This window comes from Enterobacter cloacae complex sp. SHL018, assembly GCF_049237905.1.
In the GTDB taxonomy this organism is placed as follows: Bacteria; Pseudomonadota; Gammaproteobacteria; order Enterobacterales; family Enterobacteriaceae; genus Enterobacter; species Enterobacter hormaechei_C.
Window position 1 is genome coordinate 103,852 of sequence record NZ_JBMKJE010000004.1, and the last position, 16,583, is coordinate 120,434.

The window sequence follows — 16,583 nt, forward strand, 5'->3', positions numbered from 1 at the left end:
TATACTAAACGGCTCCTGTTCACTCAGGAGCCGTTTTGACATTTTTAAAAACGCTGCGAAAGCGACGTTATTTTGAATTTTATGAGGCTTCAAACATGGTACCTGTGGTCGCGCTTGTCGGGCGCCCTAACGTTGGAAAATCCACTCTTTTTAACCGTTTAACACGCACCCGTGATGCGCTGGTTGCGGATTTCCCGGGGCTGACGCGTGACCGTAAGTACGGTCGTGCAGAGGTGGAAGGACGCGAGTTCATCTGTATCGATACCGGGGGTATTGACGGTACGGAAGACGGCGTAGAAACCCGCATGGCAGAGCAATCTCTGCTGGCTATCGAAGAAGCGGATGTGGTTCTGTTTATGGTGGATGCTCGCGCTGGCCTGATGCCCGCGGATTCTGCTATTGCTAAACATCTGCGTTCACGCGAAAAGCCTACCTTCCTGGTGGCGAACAAAACTGACGGCATCGATGCCGATCAGGCTGTTGCGGATTTCTGGTCTTTAGGCCTGGGCGATATTTATCCTATCGCGGCCTCGCATGGTCGTGGCGTCACCAGCCTGCTGGAAACCGTTCTGCTGCCGTGGGTAGATGAAGTGAACCCGCCGGAAGAGGTGGACGAGGACGCTGAATACTGGGCGCAGTTTGAAGCCGGAGAGGAAGGCGAGGAAGAGCCGGAAGACGACTTCAACCCGCAGGATCTGCCTATCAAGCTGGCTATCGTGGGTCGCCCAAACGTAGGTAAGTCTACGCTTACTAACCGTATTCTCGGTGAAGAGCGCGTGGTGGTTTACGACATGCCAGGCACAACGCGTGACAGCATTTACATTCCAATGCAGCGCGACGAACGTGAGTACGTACTTATCGACACCGCAGGGGTTCGTAAGCGTGGGAAAATCACCGATGTGGTAGAAAAATTCTCGGTGATCAAAACCCTTCAGGCGATTGAAGACGCCAACGTGGTGCTGCTGGTCATCGACGCACGTGAAGGTATCTCCGATCAGGATCTCTCTCTGCTCGGCTTTATCCTCAATAGTGGGCGCTCGCTGGTTATCGTCGTCAACAAGTGGGACGGGCTGAGCAATGAAGTGCGCGAGCAGGTGAAAGAGACGCTGGACTTCCGTCTGGGCTTTATCGACTTTGCCCGCGTTCACTTCATCTCTGCCCTGCACGGGAGTGGTGTTGGCAACTTGTTCGAATCCGTTCGTGAAGCCTATGACAGCTCTACCCGCCGTCAGAGCACGGCGATGCTGACCCGTATCATGAACATGGCTGCTGAAGACCACCAGCCGCCGCTGGTGCGCGGTCGTCGCGTGAAGCTGAAATATGCTCACGCCGGGGGGTATAACCCGCCTATCGTGGTGATCCACGGTAACCAGGTGAAGGATCTGCCGGACTCCTACAAACGCTACCTGATGAACTACTTCCGCAAGTCGCTGGACGTGATGGGTACGCCTATCCGTATTCAGTTCAAGGAAGGGGAGAACCCGTTTGCGAATAAACGCAACACCCTGACGCCGAACCAGATGCGTAAGCGTAAGCGTTTGATTAAGCACATTAAGAAAAGCAAATAATTCTTACCGAACTCACTAAAACCCGCGCCTGTCGCGGGTTTTCTTCGCCCATTCAAAAGGCCTGCCTTCCCTGTGTGATGTCAATCACTATTCGCTTTTAACCATGTTTATATCTAAGAAAGTAGACAATCATCGAATTTTCGTCTTAAAGTCCAGGGTTCGGTACTAGACAAAACTAGCGCCTGGTTATCAAATGGTTAACCAACATTTCGCCGCATGTAAAAAATCGATCGGATACGTAACCGTTCGGCGTACATGCTGGTGTTTACAAGCACGACACATACCTTTTCGGGAGAATTATGCAATCCTCTGTTAATCAAAAAGAGAGCCGAACCTTCTTCGGCCATCCTTATCCGCTCGGTTCGCTGTTCTTCACCGAGATGTGGGAGCGTTTTTCGTTTTACGGTATTCGCCCGCTACTGATTCTGTTTATGGCCGCCACCGTGTATGACGGCGGAATGGGCCTGGCGCGTGAAAACGCCTCGGCGATTGTCGGCATCTTTGCCGGCACCATGTACCTCGCTGCGCTGCCGGGCGGCTGGCTGGCGGATAACTGGCTCGGCCAGCAGCGGGCCGTCTGGTACGGTTCGATTTTGATTGCGCTCGGGCACCTGTCGATCGCCCTGTCGGCCATCATGGGCGACAACCTGTTCTTCATCGGCCTGATGTTTATCGTGCTCGGCTCCGGCCTGTTCAAGACCTGTATCTCGGTCATGGTCGGCACCCTGTATAAAAAAGGCGATGCGCGTCGTGACGGCGGTTTCTCGCTGTTCTATATGGGCATCAACATGGGCTCGTTCATTGCCCCTCTGATTTCCGGCTGGCTGATTAAAACCCACGGCTGGCACTGGGGCTTTGGTATCGGTGGTATCGGGATGCTGGTCGCCCTGATTATCTTCCGCGTGTTTGCCGTTCCGGCCATGAAGCGCTACGACAGTGAAGTCGGTCTGGACTCCACCTGGAACAGTCCGGTAGTGAAACGTAACGGCGTGGGTGCCTGGCTGCTGGCGCTGGCTGTGGGTGTTGCAATCATCGTAACGTTGATTGCCCAGGGCGTGATTGTGATTAATCCGGTCGCGGTCGCCAGCGTGCTGGTGTATGTGATTGCCGCCTCCGTCGCGCTCTACTTCATCTATCTGTTCATCTTCGCCGGGCTGAATCGCAAAGAGCGCGCAAGGCTGCTGGTGTGCTTTATTCTGCTGGTCTCCGCCGCGTTCTTCTGGTCCGCGTTCGAGCAGAAGCCAACCTCCTTCAACCTGTTCGCCAACGACTACACTAACCGCATGATCGGTGATTTTGAGATCCCGGCGGTGTGGTTCCAGTCGATCAATGCCCTGTTCATCATTCTGCTGGCCCCGGTATTTAGCTGGGCATGGCCGAAGCTGGCGAGCAAAAACATTCGTCCGAGCAGCATCACCAAGTTCGTGATCGGCATTCTGTGCGCGGCGGCGGGCTTTGGCCTGATGATGCTGGCGGCGCAGAGCGTGCTGAGCAACGGTGGGGCAGGGGTTTCTCCGTTCTGGCTGGTGGGCAGTATCCTGATGCTGACGCTCGGGGAACTGTGCCTGAGTCCGATTGGTCTGGCGACCATGACCCTGCTGGCGCCGGAGAGAATGCGCGGCCAGATGATGGGCCTGTGGTTCTGCGCCAGTGCGCTGGGTAACCTGGCTGCGGGGCTGATTGGTGGTCACGTGAAGGCCGACCAGCTGGATATGCTGCCAGACCTCTTTGCCCGTTGCTCCATTGCGCTGCTGATTTGTGCTGCGGTGCTGATCGTCCTCATTGTTCCGGTGCGCCGCATGCTGGAAAATGCGCAGACTAAACCGGCCGCTAACGCCTGATAAACCTCGACCTTGCCGGGGTGGCGTTATGCCCCGGCAATTGACTTAACGAGGTAAGAACATGCTGTTAGGGTTTGTTGGGCTTGGTGCTGTGGTTGAAACGGCTTACTTACCGGCAATACGAAATCTTTTTCCTGATACTCCGCGCTGTTTAGGTTTTGATATTCATCCCGAGAAGCAGCCTGAAGGGGTCACACGTTGCGCGTCGCTCGGTGAACTTCTTTCCCACCCGCTGGATACCCTGTTTATCACCACTTCCTCCCTGTACCATCTCGAGGTACTTGAGCAGGCGCTGGCCTCACCCGCGTCGCGTATTGTGGTAGAAAAACCGATTGTCGCCACGCTGCCCCAAATTGAAAAACTGAAAGCGCTGCTGGCTCAACCGGGAGCCGCCGACCGCGTGCTGGCGCTCGATCACTGGATGGCGCGTCTCGATAGCGTAAAGCAATCACTGGTCGCTCATGTTTCTGACATCGTCAAAATCGAAGGCTTTTTGCAGGAGCCAAGCGGGTATAACGCCGAAGGAGAGCCCATTGCGCTCAACTTCGCCACCGGCGAGCCAGACGCGCGAACGCTTCGCCATCCAGATGGTGTGATTCTGGATATCGGTACGCACGTGCTGGCGATGCTGCGTGAAACGGTGCGTTACCTGGGCGGCAGTGACGATATGACGTTGCAGGTGGTGACAGCAAAAGACCGCCTGGACCGCGAAATCGCAACGGGCGATCTGACCACGGCGGAAGGCGAGGCGCATTTGCAGGGAAGCATCAGCGGCGTGCCGGTGGACATCTGGCTTAACAAATACGCGGGACCTGCGGGCGGGCAAAAGGGATTACGCTTCCATTTGCGCGACGGGCGTATCGTCAGCCACGACCGACGCGGCGCAGAAGATGTGCTGGAGCTGATTAAGGGTAAAGAAATTCAGCGCTGGCATATTCCCGGTACGATCTACGAGCATTGCCTTGCGGAGCATATTCTGGGGGCAAAAAGTCTCTTTGAACGGGATCCGCACCAGGTGAGCCGCACGACGCGCCGCAGGGTCGAGGAGGTGACGCTGCTGCTGACCTTACAGCAACAGTTGCGTGGCCCGCACTGAACGCGACGTGGTAAAATTATCGCAGACCTGAACGCTTTGAAGGAGTCACCATGACGATTACCTGCCCGGATTGCCAGACACCGCTGGAGCCCCTGAACGGGGTAGCGCACTGCGAAAGTTGTAATAAAGATATCGCGCTCGAAGCCCGCTGCCCGGAGTGTCATCAGCCACTCCAGGTACTAAAAGCCTGTGGTGCGGTGGACTATTTTTGCCAGAACGGCCACGGTCTTATCTCTAAAAAACGCGTGGAGTTTGTTCGGGCCGAAGGTTAATCGCACACGCAGCCTTCACCTTTCTGCCACAGTTCCACCAGCGACTCGGGTGCTTCCTGCTCGGGTACCAGCACGATGATATCGGCGTAGTGCGCCTGATTTTGGCCGGTCCAGATAATCTGGATGCGGAAATAGCGCTGGTCACCGCTGCCGGGGGAAGAGGCTTGCCCGGGCGGCTGGCCGCGCGGGAAAGCCTGCTCAAGAATGCTCACCAGGCGCTGGCGCTGGGCCTCATTAAGCGAGGAGAGCGCAATGGTGCGCTGGCCGCTCAGCTTAGGGATAAAGGCGACGCCGCCTTCCCGGGCCAGCTCAACCACGGCGTCATCCGTCAATTCCGGAACCTGCATTTACAGCACTCCTACCTGTTCCCAGGCTTGCTTTATAGCCGCCCCAACGTCGCTACCGGATCGTTTCTCGCCGTGCGCGATCGTCAGTTTTGCGAAAGCGTCAAAATCCGCATCCTGCGCCAGGTTGCGATCGCAAACCGTGTCGTACCAGGCATAACCCGCTTTTTCCCAGGCGTAGCCACCGATCGCCGTTGCGGCCAGGTAAAACGCGCGGTTGGGGATGCCGGAGTTAAGATGCACGCCGCCGTTATCCTCGCGCGTTTTGATGAAATCTTTCATGTGCGCGGGCTGCGGGTCTTTGCCGAGCAGCGGATCGTCGTAGGCGGTACCGGGTTCAGACATGGAACGTAGCCCTTTGCCGTTAATCCCCGCTGCCAGCAGCCCTTCACCAATCAGCCAGTCTGCTTTATCGGCGGTTTGCTTCAGATGATACTGCTTCACCAGCGAGCCAAACACGTCGGATAACGACTCGTTCAGCGCGCCCGACTGTTCAAAATAGATCAGTCCGGCTTCGGTCTCGGTCACGCCGTGGCTCAGCTCATGCGCCACCACGTCGATGGCAATGGTGAAGCGGTTGAAGATTTCTCCGTCACCGTCGCCAAAGACCATCTGCTGGCCGTTCCAGAAGGCGTTCTGATATTCCCGACCATAATGCACGGTGCCGGTGAGGATCAGTCCTTTGTTATCGAGTGAATCGCGCTGATATTCTTTCCAGAAGAAATCATGGGTGATACCCAGATAATCGTACGCTTCATCCACCGCCACATCGCCGTTGGAGGGCTGGCCTTCATAGCGCACCTGGCTACCCGGCAGCTCCTGGGTCTGTTTCGCATCGTAGATGTCACGCTCAAGCTGACCGGCTTTATTCACATGCGGCGCGGCGGGTTTGCCCGGCATATGGGCCATCAGCGTCTGGACGTGGGTTAAGGTCTGACGGGCGCAGCGCTGCTGCGGCTCAGAACCGCTTTCGATAATACGGCGAAGAATATACGGAGGGATGACGCTATGAAAATGGGGCATGCTGCTCTCCTTATTAAAAAAGGCAATAGCAGCAGTATAGTTTGTAACCGGCGAAGATTTATCCGCTTTTACGCTGGCGCGTTTTTTTCACCGGTTTGATCTCTTTCACCTCACTCTCGACCCAGCCGTCAGAAAGCCGGGTGGTGAGCACATCCCCGGCTTTAACCTGTTTCGTTTGTTTCAGCACTTTGCCGTCCGTCGCGGTGGTCACACTATAGCCGCGAGCCAGCGTGGAGAGCGGGCTGACGGCTTCCAGATGGGTGACCGCATTGCCGAAACGCTCGCGCGTGGTGCTCAGGCGTGAGCGGGTATTTTCCGCGAGGCGGAACTCAAGCTGCTGGATACGCGTTTGTGCGCGATAAATCTTCGGCTGCGGGTTTTGCTGGTTCAGACGCTGCGTGACGCGCTGCTGGCGAGATACCGCCCGCTTAAGCTGGTTATCCAGCGCGAAGTTCATCCGCTGACGCAGACGTTCCAGCACGGTTTGCTGACGCGCCAGACGCAATTGCGGATGCTGCTGTTGCAGACGATGGTGAAGCTGGGTAAAGCGGCGGGTACGGTTGGCGAGGAAGTAGTCCATCGCCATCTCCAGGCGCTGCTGCCCGTTCTGGATCTGACGCAGCAGCTCCTGCTGGTTACGGCTGACTACCTCTGCCGCTGCGGACGGCGTGGGCGCGCGTAAATCCGCGACAAAATCCGCTATCGTCACATCCGTTTCATGGCCGACGGCGCTTACCACCGGGATAAGGCTGGCAAAGATTGCCCGCGCCACGCGCTCGTCGTTAAAGCTCCAAAGGTCTTCCAGCGAGCCGCCGCCGCGCCCGACGATCAGGACATCACACTCCTGACGGGCATTTGCCAGTTCAATCGCGCGCACGATCTGCCCCGGCGCATCGTCACCCTGAACGGCAGTTGGGTAAATAATGACGGGCAGGGAAGGGTCACGGCGCTTCAGGACGTGCAAAATATCGTGCAGGGCCGCACCGGTTTTCGAGGTAATGACCCCAACGCAGTGAGCGGGTGAGGGCAGGGGCTTTTTAAACTGCTGGTCGAACAATCCCTCAGCCGAAAGCATGGCTTTGAGCTGCTCGTACTTCTGTTGCAGCAAGCCTTCGCCCGCGGGCTGCATGCTCTCGACGATAATCTGATAATCGCCGCGCGGCTCATACAGGGTAATGTTGGCGCGAACCAGAACCTGCTGGCCATGCTGAGGACGGAACGTCACGCGACGGTTGCTGTTGCGGAACATCGCGCAGCGCACCTGAGCGGTGTCGTCTTTCAGCGTAAAGTACCAGTGACCGGAAGCAGGCTGCGTGAAGTTAGAGATTTCACCGCTGATCCAGACCTGTCCCATTTCCTGCTCAAGCAGCAAACGTACCGTCTGATTAAGGCGGCTGACAGTATAAATTGAGGGGGATTGAGAGGATAACATGTGAGCGGGATCAAATTCTAAATCAGCAAGTTATTCAGTCGATAGTAACCTGCTGAGAGGTGAGCGCAAGCATTTTTTTCAAAAAAGTGTGGATGCAATCGGTTACGCTCTGTATAATGCCACGGCAATATTTAACCACCCAGGTCAGAGATATTGCCCATGCTACGTATCGCTAAAGAAGCACTGACGTTTGACGACGTCCTCCTCGTTCCCGCTCACTCCACCGTTCTGCCGAATACTGCCGACCTCAGCACGCAGTTGACGAAAACCATTCGTCTGAACATTCCTATGCTCTCCGCAGCAATGGACACCGTGACTGAAGCGCGTCTGGCTATCGCCCTGGCACAGGAAGGCGGCATTGGCTTTATCCACAAAAACATGTCTATCGAGCGTCAGGCGGAAGAAGTTCGCCGCGTGAAGAAGCATGAATCCGGTATCGTGTCCGATCCTCAGACCGTTCTGCCAACCACCACGCTGCACGAAGTGAAAGCCCTGACCGAGCGTAATGGCTTTGCAGGCTATCCGGTAGTCACTGAAGACAACGAACTGGTGGGTATCATTACCGGTCGTGACGTGCGTTTCGTGACTGACCTGAACCAGCCTGTCAGCGTCTACATGACGCCAAAAGAGCGTCTGGTGACCGTGCGTGAAGGCGAAACCCGCGACGTGGTGCTGGCGAAAATGCACGAAAAACGTGTTGAGAAAGCGCTGGTAGTGGACGCGAACTTCCACCTGCGCGGCATGATCACCGTTAAAGATTTCCAGAAAGCAGAACGTAAACCGAACGCCTGTAAAGACGAGCATGGCCGTCTGCGCGTCGGTGCTGCGGTTGGCGCAGGTGCGGGTAACGAAGAGCGCGTTGATGCGCTGGTTGCTGCGGGCGTTGACGTGCTGCTGATTGACTCCTCCCACGGCCACTCCGAAGGCGTTCTGCAACGTATTCGTGAAACCCGTGCTAAATACCCGGATCTCCAGATCATCGGCGGTAACGTAGCAACCGGCGCAGGCGCTCGCGCGCTGGCGGAAGCGGGTTGCAGCGCGGTGAAAGTGGGTATCGGTCCTGGCTCTATCTGTACCACCCGTATCGTCACCGGCGTAGGCGTGCCGCAGATCACGGCGGTTTCTGACGCGGTTGAAGCGCTGGAAGGTACCGGTATTCCGGTCATCGCGGACGGCGGTATCCGTTTCTCTGGCGACATCGCCAAAGCGATCGCCGCAGGTGCCGCAGCCGTGATGGTGGGCTCCATGCTGGCCGGTACCGAAGAATCCCCGGGTGAAATCGAACTCTACCAGGGGCGTTCTTATAAATCCTACCGCGGTATGGGCTCCCTGGGCGCGATGTCTAAAGGTTCCTCTGACCGTTACTTCCAGACCGATAACGCCGCAGACAAACTGGTGCCGGAAGGTATCGAAGGCCGTGTGGCGTATAAAGGCCGCCTGAAAGAGATCATTCACCAGCAGATGGGCGGCCTGCGCTCCTGTATGGGGCTGACCGGCTGTGGTACCATTGACCTGCTGCGTACCAAAGCGGAATTCGTACGCATCAGCGGTGCGGGTATCCAGGAGAGCCACGTTCACGACGTGACGATCACCAAAGAGTCCCCGAACTACCGTCTGGGCTCCTGATAAATTTCCGCGCCCGGCTCAATGCCGGGCGCTTTGTTTTGTTTCACTTGCCTCGGAATTAGCGTCAATGACGGAAAACATTCATAAACATCGCATTCTCATCCTGGACTTTGGTTCTCAGTACACTCAGCTGGTGGCGCGCCGCGTGCGTGAACTGGGCGTTTACTGTGAGCTGTGGGCGTGGGATGTCACGGAAGCACAGATTCGCGAGTTCAATCCAAGCGGCATCATCCTGTCCGGCGGCCCGGAAAGCACTACCGAAGAGAACAGCCCGCGTGCGCCGCAGTACGTGTTCGAAGCGGGCGTACCGGTGTTCGGCGTTTGCTACGGCATGCAGACCATGGCGATGCAGCTGGGCGGCCACGTAGAAGGCTCTAACGAGCGTGAGTTCGGCTACGCACAGGTTGAAGTCGTCACCGACAGCGCGCTGGTGCGCGGTATCGAAGACTCCCTGACCGCAGACGGCAAACCGCTGCTGGACGTGTGGATGAGCCACGGCGACAAAGTCACCGCTATCCCGTCCGACTTCGTGACCGTTGCCAGCACTGAAAGCTGCCCGTTCGCCATCATGGCGAACGAAGAAAAACGCTTCTACGGCGTTCAGTTCCACCCGGAAGTGACCCACACCCGTCAGGGTATGCGCATGCTGGAGCGCTTCGTGCGTGACATCTGCCAGTGTGAAGCCCTGTGGACCCCGGCAAAAATCATCGACGATGCCGTGGAGCGTATCCGCCAGCAGGTTGGTGATGACAAAGTGATCCTCGGCCTCTCCGGCGGTGTGGACTCCTCCGTGACCGCGATGCTGCTGCACCGCGCCATCGGCAAAAACCTGACCTGCGTCTTCGTGGACAATGGTCTGCTGCGTCTGAACGAAGCCCAGCAGGTAATGGACATGTTCGGTGACCACTTCGGTCTGAACATCGTTCACGTGGAAGGCGAGCAGCGCTTCCTGGACGCGCTGAAAGGCGAGAACGATCCGGAAGCGAAACGTAAAATCATCGGTCGCGTGTTCGTGGAAGTGTTCGACGAAGAAGCACTGAAGCTGGAAGATGTGAAATGGCTGGCGCAGGGCACCATCTACCCTGACGTGATCGAGTCTGCGGCCTCCGCCACCGGTAAAGCGCACGTCATCAAATCTCACCACAACGTGGGCGGCCTGCCGAAAGAGATGAAGATGGGCCTGGTTGAACCGCTGCGCGAGCTGTTCAAAGACGAAGTGCGTAAGATCGGTCTGGAACTGGGTCTGCCGTACGACATGCTCTACCGTCACCCGTTCCCGGGTCCGGGTCTGGGCGTGCGCGTGCTGGGCGAAGTGAAGAAAGAGTACTGCGACCTGCTGCGTCGCGCGGACGCTATCTTCATCGAAGAACTGCACAAAGCTGACCTGTACAACAAAGTGAGCCAGGCGTTCACCGTATTCCTGCCGGTTCGCTCCGTCGGCGTAATGGGCGATGGCCGCAAGTACGACTGGGTTGTCTCCCTGCGTGCGGTGGAAACCATCGACTTCATGACCGCGCACTGGGCGCACCTGCCGTATGACTTCTTAGGCCGCGTGTCTAACCGCATCATCAACGAAGTGAACGGTATTTCCCGCGTGGTGTATGACATCAGCGGTAAGCCACCGGCGACGATCGAGTGGGAGTAAGCCCATAACCTTTCCTGCGAAGTTATAAGCAGGTAAGACTGATAAAACCCTCTGTTTACAGAGGGTTTTTCTTTTTGGCCGATATCCGGCCCGGCGGTGAACTACTGGCTCATCTGCCGCGATTCACGGCAGCCGATACTGCGTCGCCATGCGCCGGGTGCCTGACCATACTGACGCTTAAAGCTGCGGTTGAAGGACTGCTGAGAGTCAAAGCCCAGCGCGATCGCCACGTTCAGAATCGGTTCATCGCTGTGGGCCAGGCGCTCAACCGATTTTTGCAGCTTTTGCGCGCGAATATATTCGGCGAGAGGGGAGCCGGTATGCTCTTTGAAAAGCCGCTGGAGGTGCCATTTCGAATAGCCGGCTCGCCTGGAGACGGTTTCAATGTCCAGACGGGTATCGAGGTTATTGTCGATCCAGTCGAGTAAATCGTGAATGAATGCACCCGTGTACATTTTGCTTCCCCCTACGCCGCGCATTAAAAAGCATCTTTGTTTGTTGCACTTAAAGGTGACCCGTTTTTACATTAATTGCAAGTTTTATTGTTGCATTTAAATCCCTTCTCAAAACGCGTGATTTATCTTCGCCGCAAATAGCACATAAAGTGCAACAATTATTCTTGCACTTAATTAAGCGCCTTCCTACAATCGCCGCGATAGTGTATTCGCAACTGTTACAGTTTTGTGGCGATGAACGACACAAATGGCCTTCAGCCAGCTACCGGACAAAGGAAGTGGCGCGGCGCCTCCCGCTGCGTCTTGCCCGGCGGCTACAATAACCGGAATAAAAATAATGAGCCTGCAAAAAACCTGGGGTAACTTTCATCTGAGCGCGATGGGGGTGGTTTTACTCTCCGCGCTTCTCGTCGGGTGCGATGACAGCGTCGCGCAAAATGCCGCGCCGCAAGCGCCCGTTGTCAGCGCTGCTGACGTGGTGGTGAAATCCATTAGCCAGTGGGACAGCTTTAACGGTCGCATTGAAGCGGTGGAAAGCGTTCAGCTGCGTCCGCGCGTCTCCGGCTACATTGAGAAAGTGAATTACACCGACGGCCAGGAGGTGAAAAAGGGCGAGGTGCTGTTCACGATTGATGACCGAACCTATCGCGCCGCGCTGGAACAGGCGCAGGCGAACCTGGCGAGAGCCAAAACGCAGGCCAGTCTGGCGCGAAGCGAGGCTAACCGTACCGATAAATTAGTCAATACCAACGTGGTGTCCCGCGAAGAGTGGGAGCAGCGCCGTTCCGCCGCTACCCAGGCGCAGGCCGATATTCGCGCCGCGCAGGCGGCGGTAGACGCTGCGCAACTTAACCTCGACTTCACCAAAGTGACCGCGCCTATCGACGGTCGCGCCAGCCGGGCGCTGATCACCAGCGGTAACCTGGTGACGGCGGGCGACAGCGCCAGCGTGCTCACCACCCTGGTCTCGCAGAAAACGGTTTATGTCTACTTCGACGTGGACGAGTCAACCTACCTTCACTATCAGAACCTGGCCCGCAGCGGGCAGCGGGTGTCCGGCGATCATGCGGCGCTGCCGGTGGAGATTGGCCTGACGGGCGAGGAGGGCTATCCCCATCAGGGCAAAGTGGATTTCCTGGATAACCAGCTCACGCCGGGTACCGGAACGATCCGCATGCGCGCGCTGCTGGATAACTCACAGCGTCAGTTCACGCCTGGACTCTTTGCCCGCGTGCGTCTGCCGGGCAGTGCGGAATTTAAAGCCACGCTTGTTGACGATAAGGCGGTGCTGACCGATCAGGATCGTAAATATGTCTATATCGTGGATAAAGACGGGAAAGCGCAGCGCCGCGACATTACGCCCGGGCGTCTGGCCGACGGTTTACGTATCGTACAGCAGGGGCTGAATCCCGGGGATAAAGTCATCGTCGATGGTTTACAAAAAGTGTTTATGCCGGGTATGCCGGTTAACGCGAAAACCGTTGCCATGACCGCCAGCGCCGCCCTCAACTGATCCCTTACCTGAGAATCCAATCCATGGACTTTTCCCGTTTTTTCATCGACAGGCCGATTTTTGCCGCCGTACTGTCGATTCTGATTTTTATCACAGGATTAATCGCCATCCCGCTGCTGCCGGTGAGCGAATACCCTGACGTCGTGCCGCCAAGCGTGCAGGTGCGCGCCGAGTACCCGGGCGCCAACCCGAAAGTGATTGCCGAGACCGTGGCAACGCCGCTGGAAGAGGCGATCAACGGCGTTGAGAACATGATGTACATGAAATCCGTCGCGGGTTCCGACGGCGTGCTGGTGACTACCGTCACCTTCCGTCCGGGCACCGACCCGGATCAGGCGCAGGTTCAGGTGCAAAACCGCGTCGCGCAGGCCGAAGCGCGTCTGCCGGAAGACGTGCGGCGTCTGGGCATCACGACTCAGAAACAGTCGCCAACGCTGACGCTGGTGGTGCATCTGTTTTCGCCTGGCGGTAAGTACGATTCACTGTATATGCGTAACTACGCCACGCTGAAGGTGAAGGACGAGCTGGCGCGTCTGCCCGGCGTGGGGCAGATTCAGATTTTCGGCTCGGGTGAATACGCGATGCGCGTCTGGCTGGACCCGAACAAGGTCGCGGCCCGCGGGCTGACCGCTTCGGACGTGGTCACGGCGATGCAGGAGCAGAACGTGCAGGTGTCCGCCGGGCAGCTTGGCGCCGAGCCGCTGCCGAAAGAGAGCGATTTCCTGATCTCCATTAACGCCCAGGGCCGCCTGCATACCGAAGACGAGTTCGGCAACATTGTCCTGAAAACCACGCAGGATGGTACGGTCGTCCGACTGCGCGACGTGGCGCGTGTCGAGATGGGGTCCGGCAGCTACGCGCTGCGCTCCCAGTTGAACAATAAAGACGCGGTCGGGATTGGTATCTTCCAGTCGCCGGGGGCAAACGCCATCGATCTGTCTAACGCGGTACGCGCCAAAATGGACGAACTGTCCACACGATTCCCGGACGATATGAAATGGGCGGCGCCTTACGACCCGACGGTGTTTGTACGCGACTCGATCCGCGCTGTGGTGCAAACGCTGCTGGAAGCGGTGGTGCTGGTCGTGCTGGTGGTGATCCTGTTCCTCCAAACCTGGCGCGCGTCGATAATCCCGCTGATTGCGGTGCCGGTATCGGTAGTGGGCACGTTCAGTATTCTCTACCTGCTGGGCTTTTCGCTGAATACTCTGAGCCTGTTCGGGCTGGTGCTGGCGATTGGTATCGTGGTGGACGATGCCATCGTGGTGGTGGAAAACGTCGAACGAAATATCGAAGAGGGGCTCGCCCCACTTGCGGCAGCGCATCAGGCGATGCGTGAAGTGTCCGGACCGATTATTGCCATTGCGCTGGTGCTGTGTGCGGTATTCGTTCCGATGGCGTTCCTCTCCGGCGTGACCGGTCAGTTCTACAAGCAGTTTGCGGTAACGATAGCCATTTCCACGGTGATTTCCGCGATCAACTCGCTGACGCTCTCGCCAGCGCTGGCCGCGCTGCTGTTGAAGCCGCATGGCGCCCCGAAAGATTTCCCGACCCGGCTTATCGATCGTCTGTTCGGCTGGATTTTCCGTCCGTTTAACCGCTTTTTCCACCGCAGCTCGACTGGCTATCAGGGGCTAGTGGGCAAAACGCTCGGCCGACGCGGGGCAGTGTTCGTGGTTTATTTGCTGCTGCTTTGCGCTGCGGGCGTGATGTTTAAAGCCGTTCCCGGCGGGTTTATTCCGACGCAGGATAAGCTGTACCTGATCGGCGGCGTGAAAATGCCGGAAGGCTCGTCGCTGGCGCGCACCGATGCGGTGATCCGCAAAATGAGCGAAATCGGGATGAATACCGAAGGCGTGGATTATGCGGTCGCGTTTCCTGGCCTGAATGCGCTCCAGTTCACCAATACGCCGAACACCGGGACGGTCTTCTTTGGCCTGAAGCCTTTCGACCAGCGTAAACATACTGCGGCGGAAATAAACGCGGAGATCAACGCGAAAATCGCGCAAATCCAGCAGGGCTTTGGCTTCTCGATTCTGCCGCCGCCGATTTTAGGTCTGGGCCAGGGATCGGGCTATTCGCTGTACATTCAGGATCGTGCTGGTCTGGGCTATGGCGCGCTGCAAAACGCGGTGAACACCATGTCCGGGGCGATTATGCAGACGCCGGGGATGCATTTCCCTATCTCAACCTACCAGGCAAACGTTCCGCAGCTGGATGTACAGGTTGACCGTGATAAGGCGAAAGCGCAGGGCGTGTCGCTCACCGATCTCTTCGGGACGCTGCAAACCTATCTGGGCTCGTCTTATGTGAATGACTTCAACCAGTTCGGTCGCACCTGGCGCGTAATGGCACAGGCCGACGGGCAGTTCCGCGACAGCGTGGAAGATATCGCGAATTTACGCACCCGTAATAGCCAGGGTGAAATGGTGCCGATTGGCAGTATGGTGAAAATCACGACCACCTACGGTCCGGACCCGGTGATCCGCTACAACGGCTACCCGGCGGCGGATCTGATTGGCGATGCCGACCCGCGCGTGCTCTCTTCCGCGCAGGCGATGACGCAGCTGGACGGTATGTCTAAGCAGATCCTGCCGAACGGGATGAATATTGAATGGACGGACCTGAGCTTCCAGCAGGCCACCCAGGGCAACACGGCGCTGATCGTCTTCCCGGTCGCGGTGCTGCTGGCGTTCCTGGTGCTGGCGGCGCTGTATGAAAGCTGGACGCTGCCGCTGGCGGTGATCCTCATCGTGCCGATGACGATGCTCTCCGCGCTGTTCGGCGTCTGGCTGACCGGGGGCGATAACAACGTCTTCGTGCAGGTAGGGCTGGTGGTACTGATGGGGCTGGCCTGTAAAAACGCGATTCTTATCGTGGAGTTTGCCCGCGAGCTGGAAATTCAGGGCAAAGGCATTATGGAGGCCGCGCTGGAAGCGTGCCGCCTGCGTTTACGCCCGATTGTAATGACCTCTATCGCCTTTATTGCCGGGACCATTCCACTGATCCTTGGTCACGGGGCAGGGGCAGAAGTGCGCGGCGTCACCGGGATCACCGTGTTCGCCGGGATGCTGGGCGTGACGCTGTTTGGTCTGTTCCTGACGCCGGTCTTTTACGTGACGCTGCGTAAGTTCGTGACGCGCGGTAAAGCGGAAAGAGAGGTGTTGCCTGCGTAGGACGTAGCAGATAGCAAAAAGCCGCTTTCACAATGAAGGCGGCTTTTTTTTCGCAGTCTGTCAGGATTAGGGCGCTTTTTTATGCTGTGTGCAGAGTTCCGGCACCGGATCGCACCCGCTGGTATCGGCTTTTTTCACCTCTTCCAGCGCGCTGGCGACGGTATGGCGCGCTAAAACCGCTAACGAAGCCTGCTCCGCTTCATCAGCGATTGATTTGAAGTACCAGCAGGCGTTGGCGCTGACCACGCAGCGGGCCGGGACGTCAGGACGGGACGCCCACAGCTTTTTATCTTCAGTGACGGAAAGGTAGATATCACGCAGGGTAATCTCTTCCGCCGGGCGGCCAAGGTGAATAGAGCCGTTGCGGCCAAGCGTGGAGACGATAATGCCGTCGCGGGCGAGAGGAACCATTAATTTGCGGATAAAGCTCGGATTCGCTTCCAGGCCGTAAGCCAGGATTGCACTCGTCGAACGTTCACCCGATTGCTCCGCCATCGCTACGCTGAGAACCATCTGCAAAGCTGTCGGGAAGCGGTAATCTAACATTTTTCTGTCCTGGGTTGCGGTGAATCTTGTTCTTTTTGGCACCGCA

The 16,583-nt window shown here is 57.3% G+C and carries 13 protein-coding genes; 8 read left to right on the plus strand and 5 right to left on the minus strand.

The annotated features are described in order from the left end of the window. The first annotated feature begins 95 nt into the window (after positions 1-95). The 4 genes from der (at position 96) to ACOTY5_RS16140 (ending at position 4,777) form a co-directional block, all read left to right on the plus strand. Positions 96-1,568 (plus strand): ribosome biogenesis GTPase Der, encoded by a 1,473-nt coding sequence (der, locus tag ACOTY5_RS16125; protein WP_022648998.1) that lies wholly within the window; start codon positions 96-98, stop codon positions 1,566-1,568. Between the two features lie 299 nt (positions 1,569-1,867). Further along, positions 1,868-3,409 (plus strand): peptide MFS transporter, encoded by a 1,542-nt coding sequence (locus tag ACOTY5_RS16130; RefSeq protein ID WP_045142495.1) that lies wholly within the window; start codon positions 1,868-1,870, stop codon positions 3,407-3,409. Between the two features lie 61 nt (positions 3,410-3,470). Then, positions 3,471-4,505, plus strand: a complete 1,035-nt coding sequence (locus ACOTY5_RS16135) for a Gfo/Idh/MocA family oxidoreductase (RefSeq protein WP_045142496.1) — start codon at positions 3,471-3,473, stop codon at positions 4,503-4,505. A gap of 50 nt (positions 4,506-4,555) precedes the next feature. Then, positions 4,556-4,777, plus strand: coding sequence for a zinc ribbon domain-containing protein (locus ACOTY5_RS16140; RefSeq protein ID WP_015572176.1), 222 nt, complete (start codon positions 4,556-4,558; stop codon positions 4,775-4,777). Here ACOTY5_RS16140 and ACOTY5_RS16145 read toward each other — a convergent pair. From ACOTY5_RS16145 to xseA, 3 genes are read right to left on the minus strand one after another with little or no spacing between them, the layout of a single operon-like run. Continuing rightward, on the minus strand, positions 4,774-5,124 hold the full coding sequence (locus ACOTY5_RS16145; protein WP_006811517.1) for a protealysin inhibitor emfourin: 351 nt from the start codon (positions 5,122-5,124) through the stop codon (positions 4,774-4,776). The two genes, ACOTY5_RS16140 and ACOTY5_RS16145, sit on opposite strands and share 4 nt — an antisense overlap. Beyond that, complete coding sequence (locus ACOTY5_RS16150; protein ID WP_045142497.1) at positions 5,125-6,144, minus strand: M4 family metallopeptidase; 1,020 nt, start codon at positions 6,142-6,144, stop codon at positions 5,125-5,127. Positions 6,145-6,202: 58 nt separating this feature from the next. Then, positions 6,203-7,576, minus strand: coding sequence for an exodeoxyribonuclease VII large subunit (gene xseA, locus ACOTY5_RS16155; RefSeq protein ID WP_062934017.1), 1,374 nt, complete (start codon positions 7,574-7,576; stop codon positions 6,203-6,205). Between the two features lie 159 nt (positions 7,577-7,735). Here xseA and guaB point away from each other — a divergent pair, with 159 nt between their 5' ends. Together guaB and guaA are read left to right on the plus strand one after the other, a co-directional pair. Continuing rightward, complete coding sequence (gene guaB, locus ACOTY5_RS16160) at positions 7,736-9,202, plus strand: IMP dehydrogenase (RefSeq protein WP_003860601.1); 1,467 nt, start codon at positions 7,736-7,738, stop codon at positions 9,200-9,202. 67 nt (positions 9,203-9,269) lie between these two features. Then, on the plus strand, positions 9,270-10,847 hold the full coding sequence (gene guaA, locus ACOTY5_RS16165) for a glutamine-hydrolyzing GMP synthase (protein ID WP_006811514.1): 1,578 nt from the start codon (positions 9,270-9,272) through the stop codon (positions 10,845-10,847). Between the two features lie 101 nt (positions 10,848-10,948). On the opposite strand, the gene ACOTY5_RS16170 is transcribed toward guaA, so the two are convergent. Then, on the minus strand, positions 10,949-11,302 hold the full coding sequence (locus ACOTY5_RS16170; protein ID WP_045142499.1) for a helix-turn-helix domain-containing protein: 354 nt from the start codon (positions 11,300-11,302) through the stop codon (positions 10,949-10,951). A 337-nt stretch (positions 11,303-11,639) separates the two neighbouring features. Between ACOTY5_RS16170 and ACOTY5_RS16175 the strand changes: the two genes are divergently transcribed. Both ACOTY5_RS16175 and oqxB read left to right on the plus strand, forming a co-directional pair. Then, positions 11,640-12,815, plus strand: a complete 1,176-nt coding sequence (locus ACOTY5_RS16175) for an efflux RND transporter periplasmic adaptor subunit (RefSeq protein ID WP_023295135.1) — start codon at positions 11,640-11,642, stop codon at positions 12,813-12,815. A 23-nt stretch (positions 12,816-12,838) separates the two neighbouring features. Further along, complete coding sequence (oqxB, locus tag ACOTY5_RS16180; RefSeq protein ID WP_017692935.1) at positions 12,839-15,991, plus strand: multidrug efflux RND transporter permease subunit OqxB; 3,153 nt, start codon at positions 12,839-12,841, stop codon at positions 15,989-15,991. Between the two features lie 66 nt (positions 15,992-16,057). On the opposite strand, the gene ACOTY5_RS16185 is transcribed toward oqxB, so the two are convergent. Then, on the minus strand, positions 16,058-16,537 hold the full coding sequence (locus ACOTY5_RS16185; RefSeq protein ID WP_003860591.1) for an RrF2 family transcriptional regulator: 480 nt from the start codon (positions 16,535-16,537) through the stop codon (positions 16,058-16,060). Positions 16,538-16,583 lie beyond the last annotated feature (46 nt).

What these genes read in the sequence shown, in the direction of transcription:
- xseA (WP_062934017.1), bottom strand. Translation starts at nt 7,576, where the DNA reads ATGTTATCCTCTCAATCCCCCTCAATTTATACTGTCAGCCGCCTTAAT.
- ACOTY5_RS16185 (WP_003860591.1), bottom strand. Translation starts at nt 16,537, where the DNA reads ATGTTAGATTACCGCTTCCCGACAGCTTTGCAGATGGTTCTCAGCGTA.
- ACOTY5_RS16130 (WP_045142495.1), top strand. Translation starts at nt 1,868, where the DNA reads ATGCAATCCTCTGTTAATCAAAAAGAGAGCCGAACCTTCTTCGGCCAT.
- ACOTY5_RS16145 (WP_006811517.1), bottom strand. Translation starts at nt 5,124, where the DNA reads ATGCAGGTTCCGGAATTGACGGATGACGCCGTGGTTGAGCTGGCCCGG.
- ACOTY5_RS16170 (WP_045142499.1), bottom strand. Translation starts at nt 11,302, where the DNA reads ATGTACACGGGTGCATTCATTCACGATTTACTCGACTGGATCGACAAT.
- ACOTY5_RS16135 (WP_045142496.1), top strand. Translation starts at nt 3,471, where the DNA reads ATGCTGTTAGGGTTTGTTGGGCTTGGTGCTGTGGTTGAAACGGCTTAC.
- der (WP_022648998.1), top strand. Translation starts at nt 96, where the DNA reads ATGGTACCTGTGGTCGCGCTTGTCGGGCGCCCTAACGTTGGAAAATCC.
- ACOTY5_RS16175 (WP_023295135.1), top strand. Translation starts at nt 11,640, where the DNA reads ATGAGCCTGCAAAAAACCTGGGGTAACTTTCATCTGAGCGCGATGGGG.
- guaA (WP_006811514.1), top strand. Translation starts at nt 9,270, where the DNA reads ATGACGGAAAACATTCATAAACATCGCATTCTCATCCTGGACTTTGGT.
- oqxB (WP_017692935.1), top strand. Translation starts at nt 12,839, where the DNA reads ATGGACTTTTCCCGTTTTTTCATCGACAGGCCGATTTTTGCCGCCGTA.
- ACOTY5_RS16140 (WP_015572176.1), top strand. Translation starts at nt 4,556, where the DNA reads ATGACGATTACCTGCCCGGATTGCCAGACACCGCTGGAGCCCCTGAAC.
- ACOTY5_RS16150 (WP_045142497.1), bottom strand. Translation starts at nt 6,144, where the DNA reads ATGCCCCATTTTCATAGCGTCATCCCTCCGTATATTCTTCGCCGTATT.
- guaB (WP_003860601.1), top strand. Translation starts at nt 7,736, where the DNA reads ATGCTACGTATCGCTAAAGAAGCACTGACGTTTGACGACGTCCTCCTC.